Below are 21256 nucleotides of genomic sequence, written 5' to 3'. Positions count from 1 at the left end.
AGTCTATAGCGACATTCGGATCAGCGCTCACGCTCGAACCGGACGCTCGCGCCGTTGGCCAGGCGCGCGGCGCCGATCAAGGTCCAGCCGCGCGCAAACTCGATCTCCACCTCGATGATCGTGTCGCGCCGGGCGACCTCCACGACCTCGAGCTCGGGCCGCGTCGGGCGAGCCGCGAGGAACCCGGGCACGGCGCCAGCGTTCAAGATCCTCACGCGTACGTGCGTCGAGCTGCAGGGCGTGAACGCCAGCGCGGCCGGCCCGGCGCCGCTCAGCTCGAGCGTGATCGCGTCGCCGGACGGGTCGACCCGGATCGCCATGCTGGTGAGGATCACCAGGCGCGGGCCTTCGTCGGCGTCGGTCATCGGGGCTGCGACCACGGGCGGGCGCTCGCGCAGCAGCAACAGCTCGGGACCGAACAGCCGGGCCTGCGAGAGCTCGGGCTCGCCGATCACCGCGGCCGGCTCGGGCTCGAGCTCGGTCACGCCCGCGTCGAACCACGCCCGGACGGGCCCGTCGGCGGGCAGGCTCGACAGCTTGGGCGGGGGATCCCAAGACTCGTCGTCGGGCCCGGGCGCGGCGGTGATCTCGCTGGGGGCCGGGCTGGGTGGCTCCGCCACGGCCGTGGGTTCACGAGCGGGTGGGCTCGCCGGAGTCGGCTCGATCGGGGGCTCGACCGTTGCGGGTCGCTCAATCGGCTCGCCCGGCTCGATCGGCTCGGCCAGCTCGACCTGGGCGAGTCCGCGCGCACGCGTCAGCACCGGTTCGGGCTTCTCGTCGGCGATCGCCTGCAGCAGCCGACCGGCGTGACGGTGATCGGGATCGCCAGACTCGAGCAGCTCGCGGCGAAGCTCCGCAGGCGCCCGCCCGCCACGGATCTGGCCGCGCGCAAGGGCCAGGAGCGGGTCCACGGCCTGGTCGCCAGCCGTCGCCGGCTCGGGCGCGGGGCTGGGCACGACCTTTGCCGGGTCCACCACTCGCTGGGTAGGCTCGGGCTCGGGCTCGCGGGCGCTGGGGGGCCCTGAGCACGCGAGGGCACACCCCAGCAGGGCCGAGAGTCCGGGCGTTCGCACCGGGCGTAGAGTACCAGCCGAGGGCGACGGCCTAAATCGCGAGCGACCCGACCACCTCGTCCGGCCGGATGCGACCCAGCCGCGATCGGCGACACACCGTCCATTGGATCACCTCGCAGATGTGGGACTCATGACTACCTGCCCGCGCTAGCAGTGGGAAAACCGCAGCCAAGCGGAGTTTCACCGCGAATTCACGATCGGTGCCGAGCCCGCCCCTGATACACTTTCGCTCCATGACGGCCCCTGCCGGGCCGGGTGGAACGGAGTTTGCCAGCATGACGTCGAAGACCGAGCAGTCCTTTGCAGCAGCAATGCGCGCCGCTGAAAACGCCCCCGACAGCGACGATGCGTGGGACCACCTCGAAGAGCTAGCCGAGAGCCTGCAGCGACCCGAAGACGTCGCCAGCTTGTACCGAGATCTGCTCGGCCGTGGGCTCGACCGCGACATCACGGGTCCGCTCGCCGAGCGAGCCGTCAACTTCCACGAAGAGTGGTTTGGCGAGGAGCCCGAGGTCATCACCGAGCTGCTGACCAGCATCATCACGCGTGACCCCGAGGCGACCTGGGCGTTCGACCGGCTCACGGTCACGCTGACGGCGGCCGAGCAGTGGGATCAATTGTTGAGCGTCTACGACCGCACGCTCGGGGTCACCACCGACAAGGCCACGCGCAAGCGGCTGCTCGACGACGCGGCCCACGTCGCCAAGGACTTCGCGGATCAACAAGAGCGGGCGGCCGACTACATGGTCAAGCAGCTCGAGCTCGACCGCGGCAACACCAAGCTCGAGGCCTCGCTGGCCCGCCTGCTCGAGCGGCAAGAGCGATGGAGTGATCTGATCGAGCTGTGGCGTGGGCGGCTGCCGCAGCTGTCGTCGCTCGAGGCCCGGGAGCTGCGGGTCGAGATCGCCGCCTGCTATCTCGACAAGCTCAACGATCCGCAGCAGGCCCTCGACGAGCTCGAGGCCCTGCTCGAGGAGAGCGCCGGCCACACGGAGGCCTGCTCGCAGCTCGAGCGCCTGCTCGAGCACGCCAGCGCCGGGCTGCCGCTGCGCCGCCGGGCGCTGTCGCTGCTGCGCAAGAACTACGACGCCGCCGAGCGGCCCGAGGACGTGATCCGGGTGCTCGAGCGGGCGCTCAACTTCGTCAATGACGAGGAGCGAGCGGCGCTGTACCGCGAGCTCGGCAGCCGCCTGGGCATCGCGGGTGACGACGCCCGCGCGATGCAGCACTACGGCGCGCTGCTCACGATCGATCCCGGTGACGCCGACGCCCGCAAGCAGCTGCGCCAGCTGGCCGAGCGCTCGGGTCAGCACGATCTCCACGCGGCCTCGCTCGTCGCCGCCGCCGAGGCCAGCGAGGGCAGCCAGCGAACCACGCTGCTGATCGAGGCCGCCCACGCCTACCGCGATCTGCTCGACGACAAGGACACCGCGGCGGACCTGTACTCGCGCGTGCTCGAGTCCGAAGAGCCCGAGCAGGGCGCGGCGCTGGCCGCTGCCCACGGGTTGGCGGAGCTGCTCGCCGGCTCTGGTGAGGACATCCGTCGGCTCGACGTGCTCGAGACCCTCGCCCGGCTCGAGCGGGTCTCGGCCGTGCGCAAGACCATCTTGGGTGAGGCCGCGCGTCTGGCCGAGCGACTCGATCAGGCTGATCGGGCCCTCGCCAACTGGAACCGTCGGCTCGAGGTCGACCCCGATGATCTCGAGGCCCGCGACGCGCTCGTCGAGCTGCTCGAGACCAACGAGCGGTGGGAGCAGCTGGTCGAGGCGCTCGAGAAGCGGGCCGCCGCGCCCGTGCTCGACCAGCAGCGCCGCGCCGATCTGATCCGGGCCGCGCGGATCCTCGAGGATCGGCTCGCCCGTGACGCCGACGCCACCAACACCTGGCTGGCCGTCCGCGAGAGCTTTGGCGACGAGCCCGAGACCCTCGACGCGCTCGACGGCCTGATGGCCAAGACCGGGCGCTGGGCCGAGCTCGCGACGCTGCTCGGCAGCTCGGCCGGCCAGGGTCGGGCCCGGGCCGCGCGGACCTACGTGCGGATCGGCGACATCCAGCGCGAGCACCTCGCTGACCCCGACGCCGCCGCCAACTCCTACGCGCTCGCGCTCGGCGTCGAGCCTGGCGACGGTCCAGCCCGGGCCGGCCTGCAGGCGCTGTTGTCCCTCGACTCGTGCGGGCCCCAGGCCGGCGAGGCCCTGGCGCGCGCGTTTCGGGCGACCGGCGACTGGGAAGCCGGGCTCGAGATCCTGGACGAGCGCCTGGCCGCCGCCGCCACCCCCGAGGACAAGTCCCGGCTCCTGCGCGAGTCCGCCAACCTCTACGAGACCCGCGCCGGGGACCCAGCCAAAGCCCACGAGATCCTGAGCAGCGCCCTGCCCTTCGCCCCCGAAGACCTGGCCCTCGAGCACGATCTGCTGCGGCTCGCCGAAGAAACCGGGAGCTGGGACGCGACCGCGACCGCGTTCGAGCTGGCCGCGCAGGCGTGTCTGTCGGAGCGCCGCTCCGCTCAGCTGCTGTTCGAGTCGGGCCGGATCCACGAGACCCAGCTCGGCAACCCCGAAGCGGCGACCGACGCCTACGGTGGCGCCGCCAAGGCCGACCCGCGCCGCGTCGACGCCCACGAGGCCGTGTCGCGCTGCGCCGCCCAGGCCGGGCGCTACCCCGAGGCCGCGAGCGCGGCGTTGCTGGTGATCGTCGCCCGCGAGCGCCCCGACGGCACGCTGATCAGCGACCTCGAGAACGCCGCGAGCGCGACCGACTCGTTCGCCGCCCTCGCTGGCGCGTTCGAGGCCGCGATCGCCGAGCACGGTCAGGATCTGCGCCAGACCCTGCAGCGCAACCTCGAGCTGTTGGTCGCCGGTTGGTGGGAGAAGACCGGCGACATGGCCAAGGCCACCGCCGCCGCCCGCCGGGGCGTCAACCATGAGCCCTCGCACCCCGAGTCACTCGCGCTCCTCGCCGGGCTGCAGCGCAAGGATCCGGGGCCCGATCTGATCGAGACCCTGCTGCGGCTCGACGCGATCGCCGAGCACGATCTGGATCAGCTCCACGAGGCCGGACAGATCGGCATCGAGGCTGGCGACGAGCACACCGAGCTGGCCCGTCAGACCCTGGTTCGCCTGTACCGCAAGGCCGCGCGCATGTGGTCGCGCGGTGACGAAGCCTCGGGCGCGATGAGCCCCGAGGAGGCCGCCCAGTGGTCGCTCGAGCGACTCGTGGAGCTCGCCAGCGACGAGCCCGACCAGGCCGTGCGCCTGCTGCTCGACGGCGCGACCTTGCCCGTCGACGCCGAGACCTCTCGCGATCTGCGGCGCCGCGCCGCCGAGATCCTGGCCCAGAGCGGTGAGTCTGGCCGCGCGATCGATCTCTATACAGGGGTGCTGGCCGAGGACGAGCCGCTGATCGAAGACATCGCTCGGGTTGCGAGCCTGTGTGAAGACGAGGATCGGGTATCGGAGCTGATCGGCCTGCGACTGCGCGAGCTCGAGATGACCGAGGACATCGCCCGGAGGCTCGAGCTGCGGCTCGAGCTCTCGCGCCTGACCGGCGTGCTCGAGGCGCGCGGCGGCCGGGTCGAGACCCTGCGCGAGAACCTCGAAGAGGCGCCCGGCCACCCCGAGTCGGTCGCCGCGCTGTCGGAGCTGCTCGATCAGCGCGGGCGCTACGACGAGCTCGCCGAGGTCCTCGCCTCGCAGGCCGCGAAGGTGTCCGAGGCCGGCGACACGGGCAGCGCGGGGGCGCTGTTCCTGCGCGCCGCGATGCTCTCGGAGCAGCGGCTCGGCGATCCCGAGCAGGCGATCGCCAACTACCGCAAGGCCGTCGAGATCGAGCCCAGCAACCAGGCCCTCGACGCCCTCGCCCGGCTCTACACCCAGCAAGATCGGCCCGACGCCGCCGCCAAGCAGCTCGAGCGACGGCTCGAGGCGACCCCCGAGAGCGAGCGCGTCGCGATCTTGCTCAAGCTCGCCCGCGCCCGGATCGCCGCCGAGCAGCGTGAGAAGGCCGTCCAGGTGCTCGAGACCGCGTTCACCGAGGCGCCCCGCAACGGCGAGGTTCGCAAGCTGTTGATCCGTCTGCACCGCGAGCGCGACGACAAAGAAGCGCTCGCCCGCACCCTCGCTGCCGCCGCGACCGCGGTCGGCGATCCCAACACCGTGGTCGCCTACGCCCGCGAGGCCGCCGAGCTCTACGAGGAGCTCGGAACCCCGGAGCTCTCGGTCCCAGTGCTCGAGCGCGCCCACGAGTTCGCCTCGGATGATCGCCGGCTCAAGGTCATGCTCGCCGACGGCCTGCGCGGCGCCGGTCGGCTCGACGAGGCCCGCACGCTGCTCGAGGATCTGATCGAGGGATTCGGTCGGCGCCGCTCGGCCCAGCGCGCCGAGGTCCACGTTCGGCTCGCCCGGGTCGCCCTCGCCCAGGAGAAGGTCGAAGAGGCGATCGATCAGCTCGAGCAAGCGTCCAAGATGGCCGCCGGGAACGTCACGATCCTGCGGGCCCTGGCCGAGACGGCCCACAGCGCCGGACAGCTCGATCGCGCCGAGCGTGCCTACCGGACCTTGCTGCTGAGCCTGCGCCGCGGCGGCGAGGATGCCCCGGTCAACGCCGCCGAGGTCTACCTCGCGCTCGCGTTGATCGCCGCCGACAAGCAGGAGCCCGATCGCGTCGAAGAGCTCAACGAGTCGGTGCTCGAGGCCGTCGCCGAGGACGACAGCCAGGCGCCCAAGCTCCAGAAATTGCTGCGCAAGCACGGCGACTTCACGCTGCTGCGGCGGGTGCTCGACACCCGGCTCGCCAACGTCAAGGCCCCGCGCCGACGCGCCAAGATCCTCGGTGCGCTCGGCGACGTGCACGAGCACGACCTGCAGGACGTCGACGCCGCGCTCGAGGCCCGGCTGGAGGCCGTGGAGACCGATCCCAGCTCGCCGCTGCTGCACGACGCGGTCAAGGATCTGGCGATCCGTCTGGGCCGGACCGAGCGCTACGCCAAGCTGCTCGAGGATCGGCTCGCGTCGATGCGTCGCGGCGACGAGGCGCTGATCCGCTGTGAGCTGCTGCTGCGCCTGGGCGAGGTGATGGAGAGCCGCGAGAGCTTCGCCCGCGCGGCCGAGCTCTACACCGACGCCGAGGCCACGGGCGTGCGCCAGGTCGACGTCTGGCGCGCGCAGGCCCGCGTGGCCGGCTCGACCGGCGACAGCGAGCGCCAGGTCGAGCTGCTGCAGCGACTGGCCAACCTCGGCGCCGATCAAGCCGAGACCCGCGCCGACGCGCGGTTCCGCATGGCCGAGGTTCATTTGTCCGACGAAGAGTCGGTCGACGAGGGGATCGAGGCGCTCAACGCCGCGCTCGAGGACGACGCCCGCTGGGGTCGGGCCGCGATGATCCTCTCGCGCGCGTGTGAGCAGCACAGCGCCAACGAGGCGCTGCTCGAGCTCTACGAGAAGGTCGCCCGCCGCTCCGACGATCCCAAGGTCCTGCTCCACTGCCTCGAGAACCGGCTGCGCCAGCCCGAGGTCGGCCTCGACCTCGCCAAGGAGGCCGTCGAGCTGGCCCTGGGTCTCGAGGACTGGGACCGGTCCGAAGAGCTCATGCTCCGGGCCGTCGAGCTGTCCGAGAGCTTGATCGACGGCCTCGCCCAGGTCGACTGGGCGCTGCTCGGGTTGGCCGAGCGCCGCCGTGAAGCCGGCGACATCGCGGGCGCCGTCAAGTGGCTGACCGAGGCCGCCGAGATCGCCGATCTGGCCAAGGTCCTGCCTGCAGCGGAGAAGCTGGCCGAGGTCGCTGGTGATCCCGAGGGTGATCTGACCCTGGCCGTCAAGCTGTACGAGAGCCTGGTCGAGCGCGATCCCACGATCCGCGCGGCCTGGGAGCCGCTCGCCCGCCTCTACGGTCAGCTCGGTGAGGTCGACCGACTCGAGCGGCTGGTCGAAGAGACGCTCGACGGCATTCAGGACGCCAAGGACCGCAACGTGCTGCGCCTGCAGCTCGCGCGGGCGTTCCTGCGCAGCGACAGCCGGGCCGACGACGCGGTGACGATCCTCAACGACGCGCTGCTCGAGGATCCCGAGCAGACCGAGGCCAACCTGCTGCTCGCCGAGCACCTCGAGCGGTCCGGCAACGTCGAGGAGCTGCTCTCGCTGCTGCGCAACCAGCTGATGGCCGCGCAGGGCCGCAGCGACACCGAAGCGATCCGGGCGCTGAGCCTGAACCTCGCCCAGCGGCTGCGGGCCGACGATCTGACCGAGGCGCTGATGGTCGTGCGCCAGGCGCTGGACAGCCAGCCCAACGACCCCGAGCTGATCAGCACCCTGCTCGAGTGGGGTGAGGACGAGCTCGACGAAGACGAGCGCGCGATGTTGATGGAGCGGCGCTTGGCCGGGGCCAGCGACGCGCAAGTCGGGGCCATGGCGATCGAGCTCGCCAACCTGCGCGCGGCCATGGACGAGCCCGAGGGCGAGCTGCGGGCGCTCGAAGAAGCCTACGCGCGCGTGCCCACCGACGACGCCGTCCGCCAACGGCTCGAGCGCGCGCTCCGGTCCAGCAACGACTGGGCCGGCCTGGTCAAGATGCTCATGACCGTGGCCGAGCAGACCCAAGACGTCGACCGTCGGGTCCAGCTGCTGCGCGAGGCCGCCACGGTGCAACACGACCAGCTCGGCGACCCCGAGGCCGCGATCGCGCTGCTGCGCGAGGCCAGCGTGGTCAACCCCGACGATGTCCGACTGCGGATCGATCTGGCCGCCGCGCTCGGCGTCAGCGGTCACGCCCAGGACGCGATCACGACCCTGAGCCAGACGCTCGAGTCGACCGAGGATGAGGCGCTGCGCCTGCAGCTGCTGACGGCGCGGTCCAAGGTCCGGCGCAGCATCGACGAGCTCAGCGAGGCCATCGACGATCTCGAGCAGGCCTACGTGCTCGACGCCGAGGCCGTGCTCGAGCTGCTCGAGGACGCGCTCGAGGCCCTGCGGATGGGCGCCGCCGCCGACAACGACCTCGACGCCGAGCGCGGGCCGACCATGCGTCTCGTCGCGCTCCGCGAGGCACGAAGCGCCAACGACGAGGCCCGCGAGCTGCTGGTTGGCTGGGTTGACCGGGCCCGCAAGGACCTCGAGGCCCTGCACAAGCTGCGGGAGATCGAGCTCGCTGGCGAGAACTGGGAGGGGCTGACCAAGGTCTGCGGCCGGCTCGTCGCGCTCGAGAGCGGCGAGGCCCAGGTCCAGGCCGCCCTGCTGCTCTCGCAGGCCTGCCGCACCCTCGAGCAGCCGGGTGAAGCCCGGACCGGGCTCGAGTTTGCCCGTCGCAAGCAGCCCGAGGTCGCTAGCTTGCGCGCCGAGCTGCAGGTCATCTACGCCGAGCTCGGTGCCCGGCGTGAGCTCGCCGATCTGTTGATCGAGGAGTCCGACGCCGCCACCGACGTCGCCGCGCGGCTCGAGCTGCTCCGCGGTGCGGCCTCGCTGTACCTCGATCTCGAGGATCCAGCCTCGGCCGCGATCCCGCTGCAGGCGATCCTGGAGGTCGATCCGACCGACGCCGCGACCGTCGGGCTGCTCGCTGACGCCTACACCCAGAGCGGGCAGTATGCCGAGGCCGAGGCGATCATCGACGCTGCGATTGAAGCGGCGCCGGCCGGTCGCTCACCGGAGCTCGCGACGTTGCAGCTGCGCAAGGCTCGGCTCGCCGAGGCCCGTGGCGACACCGAGACTCAGCTGTTGATGCTGCAAAACGCGTTCGCCAACGACAAGCAAAACGGCTACATCGCGGCCGCGCTGGCGGATCTTGCCGAAGAGTCTGAGCAGTGGGATCTGGCGACCAAGGTGCTGCGTCAGATTGCGCTGATGGAGGGTGAGTGCCCGATTACGCGGGCGATGTCGTTCGTGCGGCAGGGGCGGATCTCGCTGATCCTCGGGGATACGAAGCGCGCGGTGTTCTGGGCGCGTCGGGCCCATAAGGAAGACCCCGAGCTCGAGGCGGCCAACGAGCTGCTCGCCGAGGTTCAGGGGTAGGCAGCCCGTACGGTGGGATGCGGATTTCCGCAACGATGGCGCGGCCTTGGCCCGCATCCCGCCGTGATTGCTTGGGTTTTTCGTGCCGTCTGGTTCCGGTGGGTTCCGGCGCGGGGAGGCTGCTGCAGCAGAGTCACAGCACACCTGCGGCACAGAGATCGGGCATGCAACGGCTAGGTGTTCGACGCCCAACACAGTTGGCCGCGTGCACGACTCTGCCGCCATCGAGGAACACGAACTATAATTGTTCGTCCGCAACGTCAGGTTTGAAGCACAAGTTCGACCGGGGGATCTCGGCCGGGAAACGCGAACAGCTTGATGCTGAACGTGAGCTTGACGGGGCACACGATCGCTAGCAACCGGATGTCGCAGCGATACGCCGGTTTAGCGGCCACGACGCGCATTTGGTCGACGTCTTGACTGGAAGGCCACGGGGCGTTGGCCGTGTGGTAGTGCCACTCACCCACGTAGTACGTACGTGGACGGCCCGCCCATCGTGTCTGCAGTAGCAATCGAAGCCCACTCGTGCCGCACTCAAACCAGGTTTGACCACTTCGAAAATCTGAGGGCGGCGGTGTTGCTTCGTAAATCTGCGCGGTAGTCAAGTCGTCAGTGTCCGTCCGGGTGAGGGCATCTGGGCACCGACGAGCGCGTTGTCATGGGATGCCGGACACCGATCAGGGTGTTGACAAGCGCGTCAGAGGCCGGCGTTGGCGACGGTTTCGACTACGCCAGATGACGGCGCTGCCAGCCCCGAGCGGCCCACCACCCTCATCGAGCGAGTTCTTTGGCGTTCCGTGCCCACCATCGTAGAGCGGGCTCAGGACCGAGGACCAACCAAAAAGATGACGGGGAGGTGTTACGAGCACCAACCCCGTCGAGCCTCGGCGAGCACGATGTGCGAAGCGCCAACCGAGAGCACCTCCCGTTTTGTCTACTTCAACGTCGACGTCAAGTTTTGGGCCAAACAGCCGCCCGATGTGGCCACGGCCCGCCCCGCGAGGTGTCCAGTCTGCGACGCGCCAGGTCTCGACGGCGACCGCGTGTGCTTCATGGCCACGGTCGACGGGAGCGCCGAGTCGGGATCCCCGTCGACGTCGGCGGCAACGTCGAGCAGATCGAGCTACTGCTGCGCCGCTACGCATGCCAGTGCTGCAAGGCGATCATCGTCGTCGGCCCGCGCGGTCTGCTTCGTGGCCGGCACTACACCGCAATGGCGATCGCCCTGGCGCTGTGGCTGTGGGCTGTCCGCCACCACAGCGACGCCGCGGTGCGAGCCAACAGCTGCGAAGGTTTGGGCGCAGCGCCAGCGCGAGGTGCTCAGCGAAGACGAACTCGAGCGCGCGCTGACGGTGCGGACGGAGCGAAAGATCCGAGCCGACGGCACGCTGTCGGTCGGCGGTCAGGACTGGGAGCTCACCGACGGCTGGCTCGCTGGCACCAAGCTGACCGTCGCGCGCAGCTTCGTGGACTTGCAGCGGCCGCCGTGGGTCGAGCACGAGGACAAGCAGCTCCCGCTGCGACTGGTGGATCCGGTCGCCAACTCGACTCGGAAGCGCAAGCCGAGCAAGCGAACGCGCAAAGGGATCGACGCTGTCGACTTTGATCCCAACCGCGTGCGGGTCGACGGCATGCTCGGACGTCGACCGAGCGGAGGTGGGCGATGAGCGGCGCCAAGCCAGCGCGTGCGAGTCGGCAGCCGCTGTGGCAGACCCATTTCAACCTCGACTGTGCGCCGTTTTCGAAGGACGTGGCCGACGACCAGCTGTGGCTGCCGAGCTCGAAGCTGGTGCTCGTCGACGAACTCGTGGAGGCGCTCGAGTCACGCGGACACGTACTGCTCGTCGGCGAGCCGGGCGTCGGCAAGACCTGCACGCTCCGGGCTCTGCGTCCGCGCCTATCCGAGACGGAGTATCGCCTGACCTACTGCCACAACGCGACGCTCGGGCGCCGCGATTTCTATCGGCAGCTGTGCATGGCGCTGGGTCTGTCGCCGCGGGCGACCGCGGCCGCGGTGTTTCACTCGGTCAGCAGCCACGTCGAGGAGCTCGGCCGCCAGCGCGTGCACCCGGTCTTCCTGCTCGACGAGGCCCACCTACTGCAACAGCAAGTGCTCGAACATTTGCACGTGCTCGCCAACTATCAGTGGGATCAAAAGCCGCTGATGTCGATGGTGCTCGTGGGCTTGCCCGAGCTATGGGGCCAGCTGTCGCTTCGTAAGAATCGGTCGCTGTGGTCACGGATCAACTGCTCACGATCGGTGAGACCCACGAGGGTGACGTCATTGGCGTGCTCGTCGCTCAGGTGCGGGATCTGCAGGACTCACTGAGTGAGTACTGGCGCGGGGAGCTGCGGGTCGTGGTCGACGACGAGATCCTCTTCTGACGGGACATCTCGATGAGGGTGGTGCGCCGGTGATCGCTGTGGTCACCGGCGCTTTGCTTTGTCTCGGGGTCGCCAGCAATGAGCGTGATCGGACCGCCCTCACCGGACGTGCTTGGTAACACCCGCGGGCCCCGCGATTTTTGGCGCGCTGGTACATCAGCTTGTCGACCTGGCTGCGCGACTACCTCTACGTTCCGCTGGGCGGTCAATCACGCGCCCTGGGTCAGCTCGGCACCGGGCGCAGCCTGGCATGTGTGGCTGGATCCCACCTCACCCTTGGGCGTCGACGGTCGGGTCCAGACCTATCGCTCGCACCGTGGGCGGAGCCGGCCGCGGGTCGGGACTGGGCGCCGTTCATCTATGCGGGACAGGGGGAGGGTTTCTTGCCTTCCCCGGAGCTAACCGTGCAGTTGGTTGAGGTTTTCAATGCGCAGACGCGCGGGTTTGCGCGCGAGCATGGGCTCGAGCTCGTGGATCTGGCGGTTGCGCTCGAGGGCTGCGCGGATTGCTTCTACGATCAGTGGCACTTCAGCGACACCGGAGCGGCGCGGGCTGGGGCCGCGATCGCGGCAGTCACCCACCTCGAGTGAGCCGCGCGCTGTTCGTGGTGGGATCGGGATCGGGTTCGGGCGCGGCACGACTCATCACCCCGGCGAAGCGCTCGGCGTCGGCCGAGATGGCCTCGGGGAACTCGAGCGTGCGCAGGATCGAAATCGCGTTTGGACGCCCAGCGCGGCCGATACGGAGCTGGTAGTCAAAACGCAAGTCGTCGCCGTACGCAGTCTCGCTAAAGTAGGCGGCGGCGAACCCATCGGCGATCAGTGAACCGACGAGATCGAGATCGTGGGTTGCGAGCAGCACGATGTGCGTCTCGCTCAGATAGCGCGCGACGGCGTGTGCGGCCGCGGTGCGCTCGATCGGGTTGGTGCCCGCGAACATCTCGTCGATCAAGAACAAGCACGCGCCCCCGGTGCCGGCGCGAGTGAGCGCCAAGATCCGTTCGGCCTCGGCCCGGTAGCGGCTGCGGCCGGCCAGCAGATCGTCGATGATACTCATCGACGAGTACACTCTCAGAATCGGGGCCTCGTAGCTGTCGAAGTACCCCACGCCGAGCGACTGGGCCAAGATCGCGTTGAGTCCCAGGGTCCGCAAGAAAGTGCTCTTGCCCGCCATGTTCGAGCCGGTCAGCACCAGGCCGTGCGCCGACAAGTCCAGATCGTTCGGCACACACTCGTCGATCAGCGGGTGGGTTGCGCCACGCAGCGCCACGTCGTCGCGCTCGCCCAGTTGCGCGGGTGTCAACCCGCGAAGGTGACGAAGCTTGGCCAACCCGATGCAGAGATCGATCTCGCCGATCGTGTCGAACAGCTCGCACAGCTGCGGCCGGGTCCGCTCGATCCGACCCAGCCCGGCGTACAAGGCGGTGACCTTGATCATGAAAAACGCGCTCGGGTAGTCGGTCAGGTCAACGAGCGATGCCCTGGCAGCGAGCAGCCTCGCGTTCAGCCCCCGACCGCGCCGACCGAACACCCGCTGGATCCGTGAGAGGCCGCGTTCGTGCTGCTTGAACGCGGGGCGGACTAAGGTCTGCGCGCGCAGGTCCGTGGCCAGCGAGAGCATCTCGCCAAGCTCGGCAGCGGCGCTCATCTCGGTCCTATGGCGGTGACTGGTCAGCGCGTGCAGTCCGACGTTGGCGGCAAGGTTGACGATCGTCAACACGACCAGCGCCATGCTCTCGTTGAAGTAGGCGGCCGGCCCGAGCAGCAGCGGCGTGACGCCGAGCACCCGCATCGCCCACACCGGGATCGGGGGCAGCAGCCGTGGCCCCCACAAGATCCAAGGCAGCACCCAACCGCGATTGCGAAACTCTGCCAGCACGCGTTGGCAATCGGCCCGACCGCGTGGATCGGCCGAGATGGCGTCGGCCAGCGCAACGCGTCGGCGACCGAGCTCGGGGGTTAGCGCGGGTCGACGCAACGCTCGGTACAGCGTCTGGGCACCGATCCCGGTTTGTGTGTAGTCGAGCCGGGCGACGACCGCGTCGAGATCGAGGTCGAACCAGGTCTGGTCGTCGACGCGGTAGCTTTGATCCTGCTCGGGGTCGGCGGGATCCCGGCGTTCGCGGCCCGCGTAGGGCCGGCCGACCCGATCGACATGAGTGTCGCTATCCCAATCGCGGCCGATCCGCGCGCGGGCGGCCCGACGAGCGAGGAACCGCTGTATCCCGGCCACTACGAACATGAGGGCGAGCAGCGCGAGCCATCCGAGCTTGCCACCGGGGAAATAGTCGAGGTGCACGGGGGGAGCGTACCGGCCAGGATCGGCGAACTTCCAGGACAAACCCCGTCGCCGTCACCACTCGAACCGACCCCGGCGCGGCGACCCGAGCCCGATGCGGCTGCCGCGGCCGATGCGGGCGGTTCGGTCTATTCCCGCGATTGTGTGCGAGCCCTGAAAAACCTCGCGTTGTCGCCCCTCGCAAGCCATGCAACGCCTTAATCGCTCCCCTCGCATCCTCCTGCTGCTATCGGCCCTCTCGCTGCTCGGCAGCGCCTGCGATCACAACGGCGGCCGCGTGCTCAACCCGCTCGACCGCGCGGACCGGCGTGGCGACCGGACCACGTCGACGGCGACCGGCCCTACGTGAGGGAGCAGCCACGACCAGCTACTCGGCCGTCGTGGTCTCGCTTTGCAGAACTCATGCGTGAGCCAGCGAAGTGTCCGGCATCTGGGCCACCTCGCCGAGTCACCGCGAGCGCACACCGAGCGGTGCGTGCTCAGCAGCGTCACAGCCGGCGGGTCGCTTCGGGCTGTCACACGAGCGAGGCCATTCACACACCCAAGCGGACGCGGCCGGTAGTCTACAGCATATCTCCAAGAACAGCGCGGAACCCCGCGGACCCAACCGGACCCCGCCCTCGCCTCAGAACCCCCGTTTTCGTGTGCCCAACGAAGATCCGCAGCCATGTCGCGGTGTTGCAGTTGGTGGTCGCAAGAGCCAGCAACCCATGCGACCAGCTCCTACTTCGCCAGCGGGTAATTGTTAGCGATCAAGCTGCGCCCATCCGCGGTCTCAAACCCAATCGCAATACTCCGTCGCCGCCCAACGGCCGCCCACGTTCGCAGCAAGCTCAGCCGCTCCCCCAGCTGCTGAACGTTGCCGACCGGGTACCCAAACAAGCTGACGATCCGCGCCCCAGCCAACACCTGAGCCCCCGGCACGTGCGCGATCGGAGACCCCCGCACAGGCTCCACGATCGTCGCCTCGTCGCCCTCGGGCGCGAGGTACAACCCCAACAGCAGCTCAGCGTCGATCCGGGCCTGCCGCTCGACGCTGGCGGCCTCGACGACGATCTCGAGCTCGACCAGCTCGCCGTCGCGCACGACCCCGACGGTCAGCGTCTCGCCCGGAAGCAGCGCCCGGATCGTGTCCCCCACCAGCTGCGTGAACGCGGCCCGCCCCGCCTCCGAGGCGTCGATCTCATCGTGGCGACGGCCGCGGATCGTGACGATCACATCGTCGGCCTTCATGCCCCCGAGCGCCGCGGCCCGGCCAGGATCGACCTCGGCGATCGCCACGCCGCTGTGATAGCCGAGCGGCTCGATCTGCTTGGCGATCGCGCGCCGATGATCGAGCACCACCCCGATCACCCCCGAGCGCCCCCGCATGCCCCGCTCGAGCGCGCGCAGGAACAACCGGACGTGATCGATCGGGATCGCAAACCCAATCCCCTCGCCGCGGCTCGAGCGAGCGGTGGTGATCCCCACGATCTCACCCGCGAGGTTGAACAGCGGGCCGCCCGAGTTGCCAAAGTTGATCGCGGCGTCGAGCTGCAGGACCGGGAGCTTGCGGTTGCCCAGCACGCCCGTGCGCTCGACCGCCGAGATGATGCCCGTGGCGATCGTGCCCTCGAAGCCGACCGGCGAGCCGATTGCAAACACCTGCTCGCCCAGCCGCAGCGAGGCGGAGTAGCCCAGCGGCGCCGCGTGGAAGTGCTCTTCGTCGCGCTCGCGCAGCAAGCTGAGGATCGCCACGTCTTCATCGGGGTCAGCGGCCAACACCGTCGCCGAGCGGACCCGACCGTCGCCGAACCGAACCGAGATCGCCTTGGCAGCCGCCGCATCACCCAGCACCAGCAGCCCACCGCGACCACCCAGCACCGGCTCGATCACGTGGTAGTTGGTCAGCAGCATGCCGTTGGTGTCGTAGACGACCCCCGAGCCGCTGGGCTCTCCGGCCAGCTCGATCGTCACGACGCTGTCGCGGGTGCGCTCGACCGCGCGGACCAGGCTGCTGTCACCGGGATCAGGCTCGGCGGTGTCCGCCGGGGGCTCGACCGACGCGACCGGCAGCGCGGGCTCGGGTGCGGGGGTCACCGCGGCCGGGGTTGGCACCGAGCGCACCCGGGCGACCTCGGCCTCGACCGCGTCGAGCCGGCCCTGAAGCCCGAGCCAGACAGCGCCGCCGCCCAGCAGCGTGCCGACGAAGGCCGCCCCCATCGCGACCCAAAACGGGTGCCTGTCTCCCTCGCTGCCGCCCATGCTCGCTGGCTCGGAGCTTAACCCCAGCGCTGGCCTCAGGCCCGTCCCGTGAAGCGCGGCGGCGGGCGGTTACGCAAAAAATGCCGATTGACTTGGTTCACAACGCGATGTAAATCGCCTCCTGGACCTAAGTTCATTTCATTCTGAAATGAAACACGTTCAGCCAGAGGCGCCGCAGATCGCCGATCTGCCGTAGATCCTACAATTTTCCCCTCCGATGTCCACTAACGACGAGCGCCCAGCTGCCCCTGCGGATGATCCCGACGACGTCGTGGCCCGCTCGCAGGGCCAGGTCTCCGACGTGATGGGCGACATCGCGGAGTTCTGGGGCTTCACCCGGACCATGGGGCGGATCTTCGGGTTGCTGTACATGTCGCCCGAGCCGCTGGATCAGAGCACGGTGCGCACCCGGCTGTCGATCAGCGCCGGCTCGGCCAGCACGACCATGACCGCGCTGCTCGAGTGGGGCGTGCTGCACCGCGAGGGCCGGCTGTACGTGGCCGAGACCAACTTTTTCAAGCTGATCACGGCGGTGCTGCGCCAGCGCGAGGCCGCGCGGGTTCAGCAGGGCATCGGCGCCGCCCAGCAGGTGGTCGCCCAGCTCCGCGCCGCGGACCAGGATGACGAGCGGGTCCGCTTCGCGCTGCAGCGGGCCGAGCACATGCTGGGCTTCTTCGAGATGGGCGGCTCGTTCCTCGAGGCGTTCGTCGAGCGGAGCCCGATCCGCGCGATCCTCAACGGCCTCGCCCGGACCGCCTCGCGGCTCCGACCGGCCCCGCTGCCGGGCCGCCTGACTGCTGCTTCCGACCCACACGACCTCGACGCGGACGACGAGCACGACGCCGCCTGTGTCCCGGACACCTATGACCGAATCGATGCATGACGTGGCCCTGCAAACGCTGACGCTCGACCCGGAGCGAACCCCGGACCATCAACGCGACAAGCGGGACCAACCCGCCGACGTCCAGCTGCCGCCGGTCGTCGCGGCGATGGCCCTGGTCGCCGATGAGCTGGCCGAGGTCGAAGCTCGGCTCGGGCAGCTGCTGCAGTCGACCGTGGCGATCATTCCGCAAGTCGGCGGGCACCTGACGTTCGCGGGCGGCAAGCGGTTTCGGCCCATGGTCACGCTGCTCGCGGCCAAGGCGGCCGGCTACGCGTCCGACAAGCGGATCACCGTGGCCGCCGCGGCCGAGCTGCTGCACACCGCCACGCTGCTCCACGATGACGTCATCGATGAAGGCGAGTTTCGGCGGGGGCGGCCCGCGGCCCGGCTTCGCTACGGCAACGGGCTCGCGGTCCTGACCGGCGACTACTGCTACGCCCGCGCGCTGCAGGCGGTCGCCTACCTCGGTGAGTCGCGGGCGATCCAGACCATGGCCGACGCCGTCACGCGCATGGCCGAGGGCGAGGTCGCGCAGCTGCACGTCGCCGGGGACTGGGACTTCGACACCGCCCGCTACTACATGGTCATCGACCGCAAGACCGCGGCGCTGATCTCGTGGTGCTCGGCGGTTGCGCACCTGGTCGAGCCGGCCCGCGCCGAGGCCCTGGCCCGCTACGGGCGCGAGGTCGGCTACGCGTTTCAGATCGCCGACGACATCATCGACTACAGCCTCGACGTGCACGAGTCGGGCAAGGCTCGCGGGCAGGACCTGCGCGAGGGCAAGGCCACGCTGCCACTGATCCTCGCGTGTGAGTACCGGCCCAGCCTGCGGGGGCGGCTCGAGTCGCTGCTGCGCGACGGCCCGCCGGTCGACGAGGACGACCACGCCGAGCTGGTCGAGCGGGTGATCGCGGCGGGCGGCCTCGACGGCGCCCGCCGGGCAGCCGACGCCCACGTCGACGCGGCCGTCGAGGCTCTCGGCGCGCTGCCGCCCTCCCCTGCCCGCGCGGCGCTCGAGCAGCTCGCCCGCTACATCGTGCGGAGGACCGGGTGACCCAGCTCGAGATCCCGACCCACGACGAGCACGGTCGTCGGGTCCAGGCGATGTTCAGCGACATCGCCCACGGCTACGATCGGGCCAACCGGATCATGAGCGCGGGCACCGACGTCCGCTGGCGTCGCAAGGCCGTGGCCTCGCTGCTCATCGACCCCCAGCCCGACGGCGCAGGCGCGACGATCTTGGATCTGTGCGCGGGGACCCTCGACTCCACGCTCGAGATCCATCGCCGCTATCCGCAGGCGCAGCTGATCGGCGGCGACTTCTCGGCTGGAATGCTCGACGCGGGCATGCGCCGGATCGCCGCGCTGCAAGACCCCGCCCCGCTCGCCCAGATCACCCCCCAGCACATGGACGCCCACGCGCTGCCGCTCGACGACGCCAGCGTCGACGCGATCTTCTGCGCGTTCGGGGTCCGCAACCTGTCGGATCTGCCGCTCGCCAGCGCCGAGCAGCTGCGCTGCCTTCGGCCCGGAGGCCAGCTGGTGATCCTGGAATTCTTCCGGCCCAGCGCGTGGACCACCCGCGTGTTTCATGCCGTCTACAACCGCACCGTGCTGCCGGTCGTCGGCTGGGCCTGCACGGGCAACCTCGACGCGTACCTGTACCTGCCGCGCAGCATGGCGCAGATGCGAACCGCGAGCGACTACGTCGCGCTGCTGCAGGAGCACGGCTTCGAGCAGGTCAGCGTCGAGCCCCTCACGTTCGGCGTGGCGTCGATCGTGCGGGCCCGCAAGCCCGGCGGGAGCTCGAATTGACCGCGCCCGTGGGGCCCACGCAGCCGATCAAGCTGGTGCTCGCGGTCACCGGCGCCAGCGGTGCGATCTATGCCCGACGCGCGCTCTCGCTGCTCGCCGCCGAGGTCGCGCGCGGCCGCCCGCTCGAGGTCGCGTGGGTCGCCTCCACGACCGCGCCGCAGGTGTGGGAGGCCGAGCTCGGTGAGCCGCTGCCCGGCGAGATCGAGCACCTGCGCCGGTTCGATCGCCTCGACTATCGCGCTCCGTTTGCGTCGGGCTCCAACGCCCCCGACGCCGTCGTCGTGATGCCCTGCTCGATGTCCACGCTGGCCCGCGTCGCCCACGGCGGCGGCGACGATCTAATCGCCCGCGCCTGCGAGGTCGCGCTCAAGGAGCGACGCCGCCTGATCCTGGTCGTGCGCGAGACCCCGCTGAGCCTCGTGCACCTGCGCAACATGGTCGCCGCGACCGAGGCCGGCGCGATCGTGCTGCCGGCGGTCCCCAGCTTCTATGCTGGTATCCAGACCCTCGAGCAGGCGGTCGACACCGTGGTCGGCCGCGCGCTCGACCGCGCGGGCGTCCCCCTCGATCTGCTCCCGCGCTGGGGCCAAGCCTGCAGCCACACCCCGTGACCGACATGCCCGACACCCACGAGCTGCCCAACGAGATGCCCGCGCGCTTCGACGCAGCCACGCTGCTGGCGCTGCGGCACAACCCACCGCGCATGGGCCTGTGGGCCATGGAGGTCCGCGGCGAGATGTTCGACGCCCGGACCTTGCTGCGACCCACGCCCGTGTTCGCGGGGCCGCCCGGGCCCGCGGTGCTGCGCCGTGACGAGTTCGTGGCGCTCGAGGCCTGGCCCGAGCCCGACGCCTGGCAGCCCGGAGACCGCGTGATGATCCCGGTCGAGTCCACCGACGAAGCCAGCGCCCGACGCTACGTCGCGTGGCTGCTGGCGCTCGCCGAGCGCGAAGCCAACGCGCCGACGGCCGCCAGCCCCCACCTCGGGCCCTGCGCGGTGGCGCCGTTCTCGAGCGACGCCGCGGGCACCCATCGGCTGTGGGCGATCTCGGCCGCCCGCTTGGCCCTGCCCGCCTCGATCCGCGTCGAGGCCCGCCATGATCTCATCGGCATTCGCCTGGCCCAGGTCGCGCTCGGGTTCGGGGCCGACACGCTCGCGGGCCCCGTCAGCGCCGATCGACACCTCCCGGTCGCCGGGGTCACGCGCCCCGACGAGACCAGCATCACCGGCCTGCGCAACCTGATCGAGCAGGCCGGGCTCGAGTGCGCGCTGCATGAAGACACCGCCTCGCGGGCGCTCGAGACCGGGCGCCAGACCGTACGCATCGAGCTGTCGAGCCTCGATCTGCCCGCAAGGGATCCCAAGAAATGAAGCTCCCCAAAGACACCACTCGCTTCGCCCAGATCGCCGCCAAGGTCCGCGAGGGTCAGCCCCTCGACCTCGACGATGGCGTGTTCTTGTACCGCTACCCCGATCTGCTCGCGCTCGGCGGCCTCGCCAACGAGCGCCGCGAAGCGCTGCACGGCGACAAGACCTTCTTCAACGTCAACTTTCACATCAACCCGACCAACGTGTGCGTGGCGGACTGCAAGTTCTGCTCGTTCGCGCGGCTCGAGCCCGACGCGCCCGCCGCCTACACGATGTCGGTCGACGAGGTCCGCCAGAAGCTGGTCGATCGCCTGGATCAGCCGGTCACGGAGGTCCACATCGTCAACGGCCTCCACCACAACCTGCCGTTCGACTACTACAAAGACTGCCTGCGCGCGCTCAAGGCCCTGCGGCCCGACATCCACATCAAGGCCTACACCGCCGTGGAGATCCACTACTTCGCGGAGAAGTATGGGCTGAGCTACGAGCAGGTCCTGCGCGAGCTCCGGGACGCCGGGCTCGACAGCATGCCGGGCGGCGGCGCCGAGATCTTCGCGCCCCGAGCCCGGCGCAAGCTGTGTCGCGGCAAGGCTGACGCCGAGCAGTGGCTGGAGGTCCACCGCGCCGCCCATCGGCTGGGGATCCGGACCAACTGCACGATGCTCTACGGGACCGTCGAGACCCTCGAAGAGCGCGTCGATCACATGCTGCAGCTGCGCGAGCTGCAGGCCGAGACCGGCGGGTTTCAGACCTTCATTCCGCTGGCCTTCCACGCCGACAACAACTCGCTCGCCAAGCTGCCGCCGCCGACCGGGATCGACAACCTGCGCACCTACGCGGTCGCGCGCCTGATGCTGCACAACATCGCGCACATCAAGGCCTACTGGATCATGATCGGCATCAAGACCGCTCAGATCTCGCTGAGCTTCGGCGTCGACGACCTCGACGGCACGGTCCAGGAAGAGAAAATTTATCACATGGCCGGGGCCGAGACCCCGCAGGCGCTGTCGCGCGGTGATCTCGTCCGGTTGATCCGCGAGGCCGGGCGCGTCGCCGTCGAGCGCGACACCCTCTACCACGAGCGCTGGATCGACGACGGCGCGGCGCTCGAGGGCATCCGCGTCGACGCCAGCTTGCCCTACTCCAGCGAGGCCGGTCGGGTCTCACTTCCGGTGGTCTAGGCCGATGG

14 protein-coding genes are annotated in these 21256 nt (G+C 69.9%); 11 read left to right on the top strand and 3 right to left on the bottom strand.

The window, feature by feature from the left end:
• Positions 1–20 precede the first annotated feature (20 nt).
• A complete protein-coding gene (locus ENSA7_RS14815) occupies positions 21–1073 on the bottom strand; it encodes a hypothetical protein (RefSeq protein ID WP_146157703.1) in 1053 nt (350 codons plus the stop codon).
• Positions 1074–1306: 233 nt separating this feature from the next.
• Between ENSA7_RS14815 and ENSA7_RS14810 the strand changes: the two genes are divergently transcribed.
• The 4 genes from ENSA7_RS14810 (at position 1307) to ENSA7_RS43660 (ending at position 12048) form a co-directional block, all read left to right on the top strand.
• Positions 1307–9073, top strand: a complete 7767-nt coding sequence (locus tag ENSA7_RS14810) for a tetratricopeptide repeat protein (RefSeq protein WP_146157702.1) — start codon at positions 1307–1309, stop codon at positions 9071–9073.
• Positions 9074–10389: 1316 nt separating this feature from the next.
• Complete coding sequence (locus ENSA7_RS14805) at positions 10390–10740, top strand: hypothetical protein (RefSeq protein ID WP_106089932.1); 351 nt, start codon at positions 10390–10392, stop codon at positions 10738–10740.
• Positions 10737–11402, top strand: a complete 666-nt coding sequence (locus ENSA7_RS14800; protein ID WP_106089931.1) for an ExeA family protein — start codon at positions 10737–10739, stop codon at positions 11400–11402. Before ENSA7_RS14805 ends, ENSA7_RS14800 begins: the two co-directional genes overlap by 4 nt.
• Before the next feature lie 460 nt (positions 11403–11862).
• On the top strand, positions 11863–12048 hold the full coding sequence (locus ENSA7_RS43660; protein ID WP_181233750.1) for an SGNH/GDSL hydrolase family protein: 186 nt from the start codon (positions 11863–11865) through the stop codon (positions 12046–12048).
• Here ENSA7_RS43660 and ENSA7_RS14790 read toward each other — a convergent pair.
• Positions 12032–13756: a MutS-related protein gene (locus tag ENSA7_RS14790; RefSeq protein WP_146157700.1), complete on the bottom strand. Its 1725-nt coding sequence runs from the start codon at positions 13754–13756 to the stop codon at positions 12032–12034. The two genes, ENSA7_RS43660 and ENSA7_RS14790, sit on opposite strands and share 17 nt — an antisense overlap.
• Positions 13757–13943: 187 nt before the next feature.
• On the opposite strand from ENSA7_RS14790, the gene ENSA7_RS43655 reads away from it, so the two are divergent.
• Positions 13944–14105, top strand: a complete 162-nt coding sequence (locus ENSA7_RS43655; protein WP_181233749.1) for a hypothetical protein — start codon at positions 13944–13946, stop codon at positions 14103–14105.
• A gap of 374 nt (positions 14106–14479) precedes the next feature.
• Here the strand turns inward: ENSA7_RS43655 and ENSA7_RS14785 are convergent, their stop codons facing one another.
• On the bottom strand, positions 14480–16000 hold the full coding sequence (locus tag ENSA7_RS14785) for a S1C family serine protease (protein ID WP_106089928.1): 1521 nt from the start codon (positions 15998–16000) through the stop codon (positions 14480–14482).
• A gap of 217 nt (positions 16001–16217) precedes the next feature.
• Between ENSA7_RS14785 and ENSA7_RS14780 the strand changes: the two genes are divergently transcribed.
• The 6 genes from ENSA7_RS14780 to mqnE are packed head-to-tail and all read left to right on the top strand — an operon-like array spanning position 16218 to position 21248.
• Positions 16218–16883, top strand: coding sequence for a GbsR/MarR family transcriptional regulator (locus tag ENSA7_RS14780; RefSeq protein WP_106089927.1), 666 nt, complete (start codon positions 16218–16220; stop codon positions 16881–16883).
• The gene (locus ENSA7_RS14775) at positions 16876–17937 is read left to right on the top strand and encodes a polyprenyl synthetase family protein (protein WP_146157699.1); all 1062 of its coding nucleotides are present in this window, start codon (positions 16876–16878) and stop codon (positions 17935–17937) included. The genes ENSA7_RS14780 and ENSA7_RS14775 overlap by 8 nt, the downstream gene beginning before the upstream one ends.
• Complete coding sequence (locus tag ENSA7_RS14770) at positions 17934–18698, top strand: ubiquinone/menaquinone biosynthesis methyltransferase (RefSeq protein ID WP_106089925.1); 765 nt, start codon at positions 17934–17936, stop codon at positions 18696–18698. Before ENSA7_RS14775 ends, ENSA7_RS14770 begins: the two co-directional genes overlap by 4 nt.
• Positions 18695–19309: a UbiX family flavin prenyltransferase gene (locus ENSA7_RS14765; RefSeq protein WP_244923809.1), complete on the top strand. Its 615-nt coding sequence runs from the start codon at positions 18695–18697 to the stop codon at positions 19307–19309. Before ENSA7_RS14770 ends, ENSA7_RS14765 begins: the two co-directional genes overlap by 4 nt.
• On the top strand, positions 19306–20070 hold the full coding sequence (locus tag ENSA7_RS14760) for a hypothetical protein (RefSeq protein ID WP_106089924.1): 765 nt from the start codon (positions 19306–19308) through the stop codon (positions 20068–20070). Before ENSA7_RS14765 ends, ENSA7_RS14760 begins: the two co-directional genes overlap by 4 nt.
• The gene (gene mqnE, locus ENSA7_RS14755; protein WP_106089923.1) at positions 20067–21248 is read left to right on the top strand and encodes an aminofutalosine synthase MqnE; all 1182 of its coding nucleotides are present in this window, start codon (positions 20067–20069) and stop codon (positions 21246–21248) included. The genes ENSA7_RS14760 and mqnE overlap by 4 nt, the downstream gene beginning before the upstream one ends.
• Positions 21249–21256 lie beyond the last annotated feature (8 nt).

The sequence above is a fragment of the Enhygromyxa salina genome (assembly GCF_002994635.1).
Classification (GTDB): Bacteria; Myxococcota_A; Polyangia; order Nannocystales; family Nannocystaceae; genus Plesiocystis; species Plesiocystis salina_B.
Note: the sequence above shows the minus strand (reverse complement) of the source record. Positions and strands in the feature narration are given on the sequence as shown.

Excerpts from the sequence above, each read along its gene's own strand:
- ENSA7_RS14800 (WP_106089931.1), top strand. The coding sequence starts at position 10,737 with ATGAGCGGCGCCAAGCCAGCGCGTGCGAGTCGGCAGCCGCTGTGGCAG.
- ENSA7_RS43655 (WP_181233749.1), top strand. The coding sequence starts at position 13,944 with ATGCAACGCCTTAATCGCTCCCCTCGCATCCTCCTGCTGCTATCGGCC.
- ENSA7_RS14785 (WP_106089928.1), bottom strand. The coding sequence starts at position 16,000 with ATGGGCGGCAGCGAGGGAGACAGGCACCCGTTTTGGGTCGCGATGGGG.
- ENSA7_RS14810 (WP_146157702.1), top strand. The coding sequence starts at position 1,307 with ATGACGGCCCCTGCCGGGCCGGGTGGAACGGAGTTTGCCAGCATGACG.
- ENSA7_RS14780 (WP_106089927.1), top strand. The coding sequence starts at position 16,218 with ATGTCCACTAACGACGAGCGCCCAGCTGCCCCTGCGGATGATCCCGAC.
- mqnE (WP_106089923.1), top strand. The coding sequence starts at position 20,067 with ATGAAGCTCCCCAAAGACACCACTCGCTTCGCCCAGATCGCCGCCAAG.
- ENSA7_RS14775 (WP_146157699.1), top strand. The coding sequence starts at position 16,876 with ATGCATGACGTGGCCCTGCAAACGCTGACGCTCGACCCGGAGCGAACC.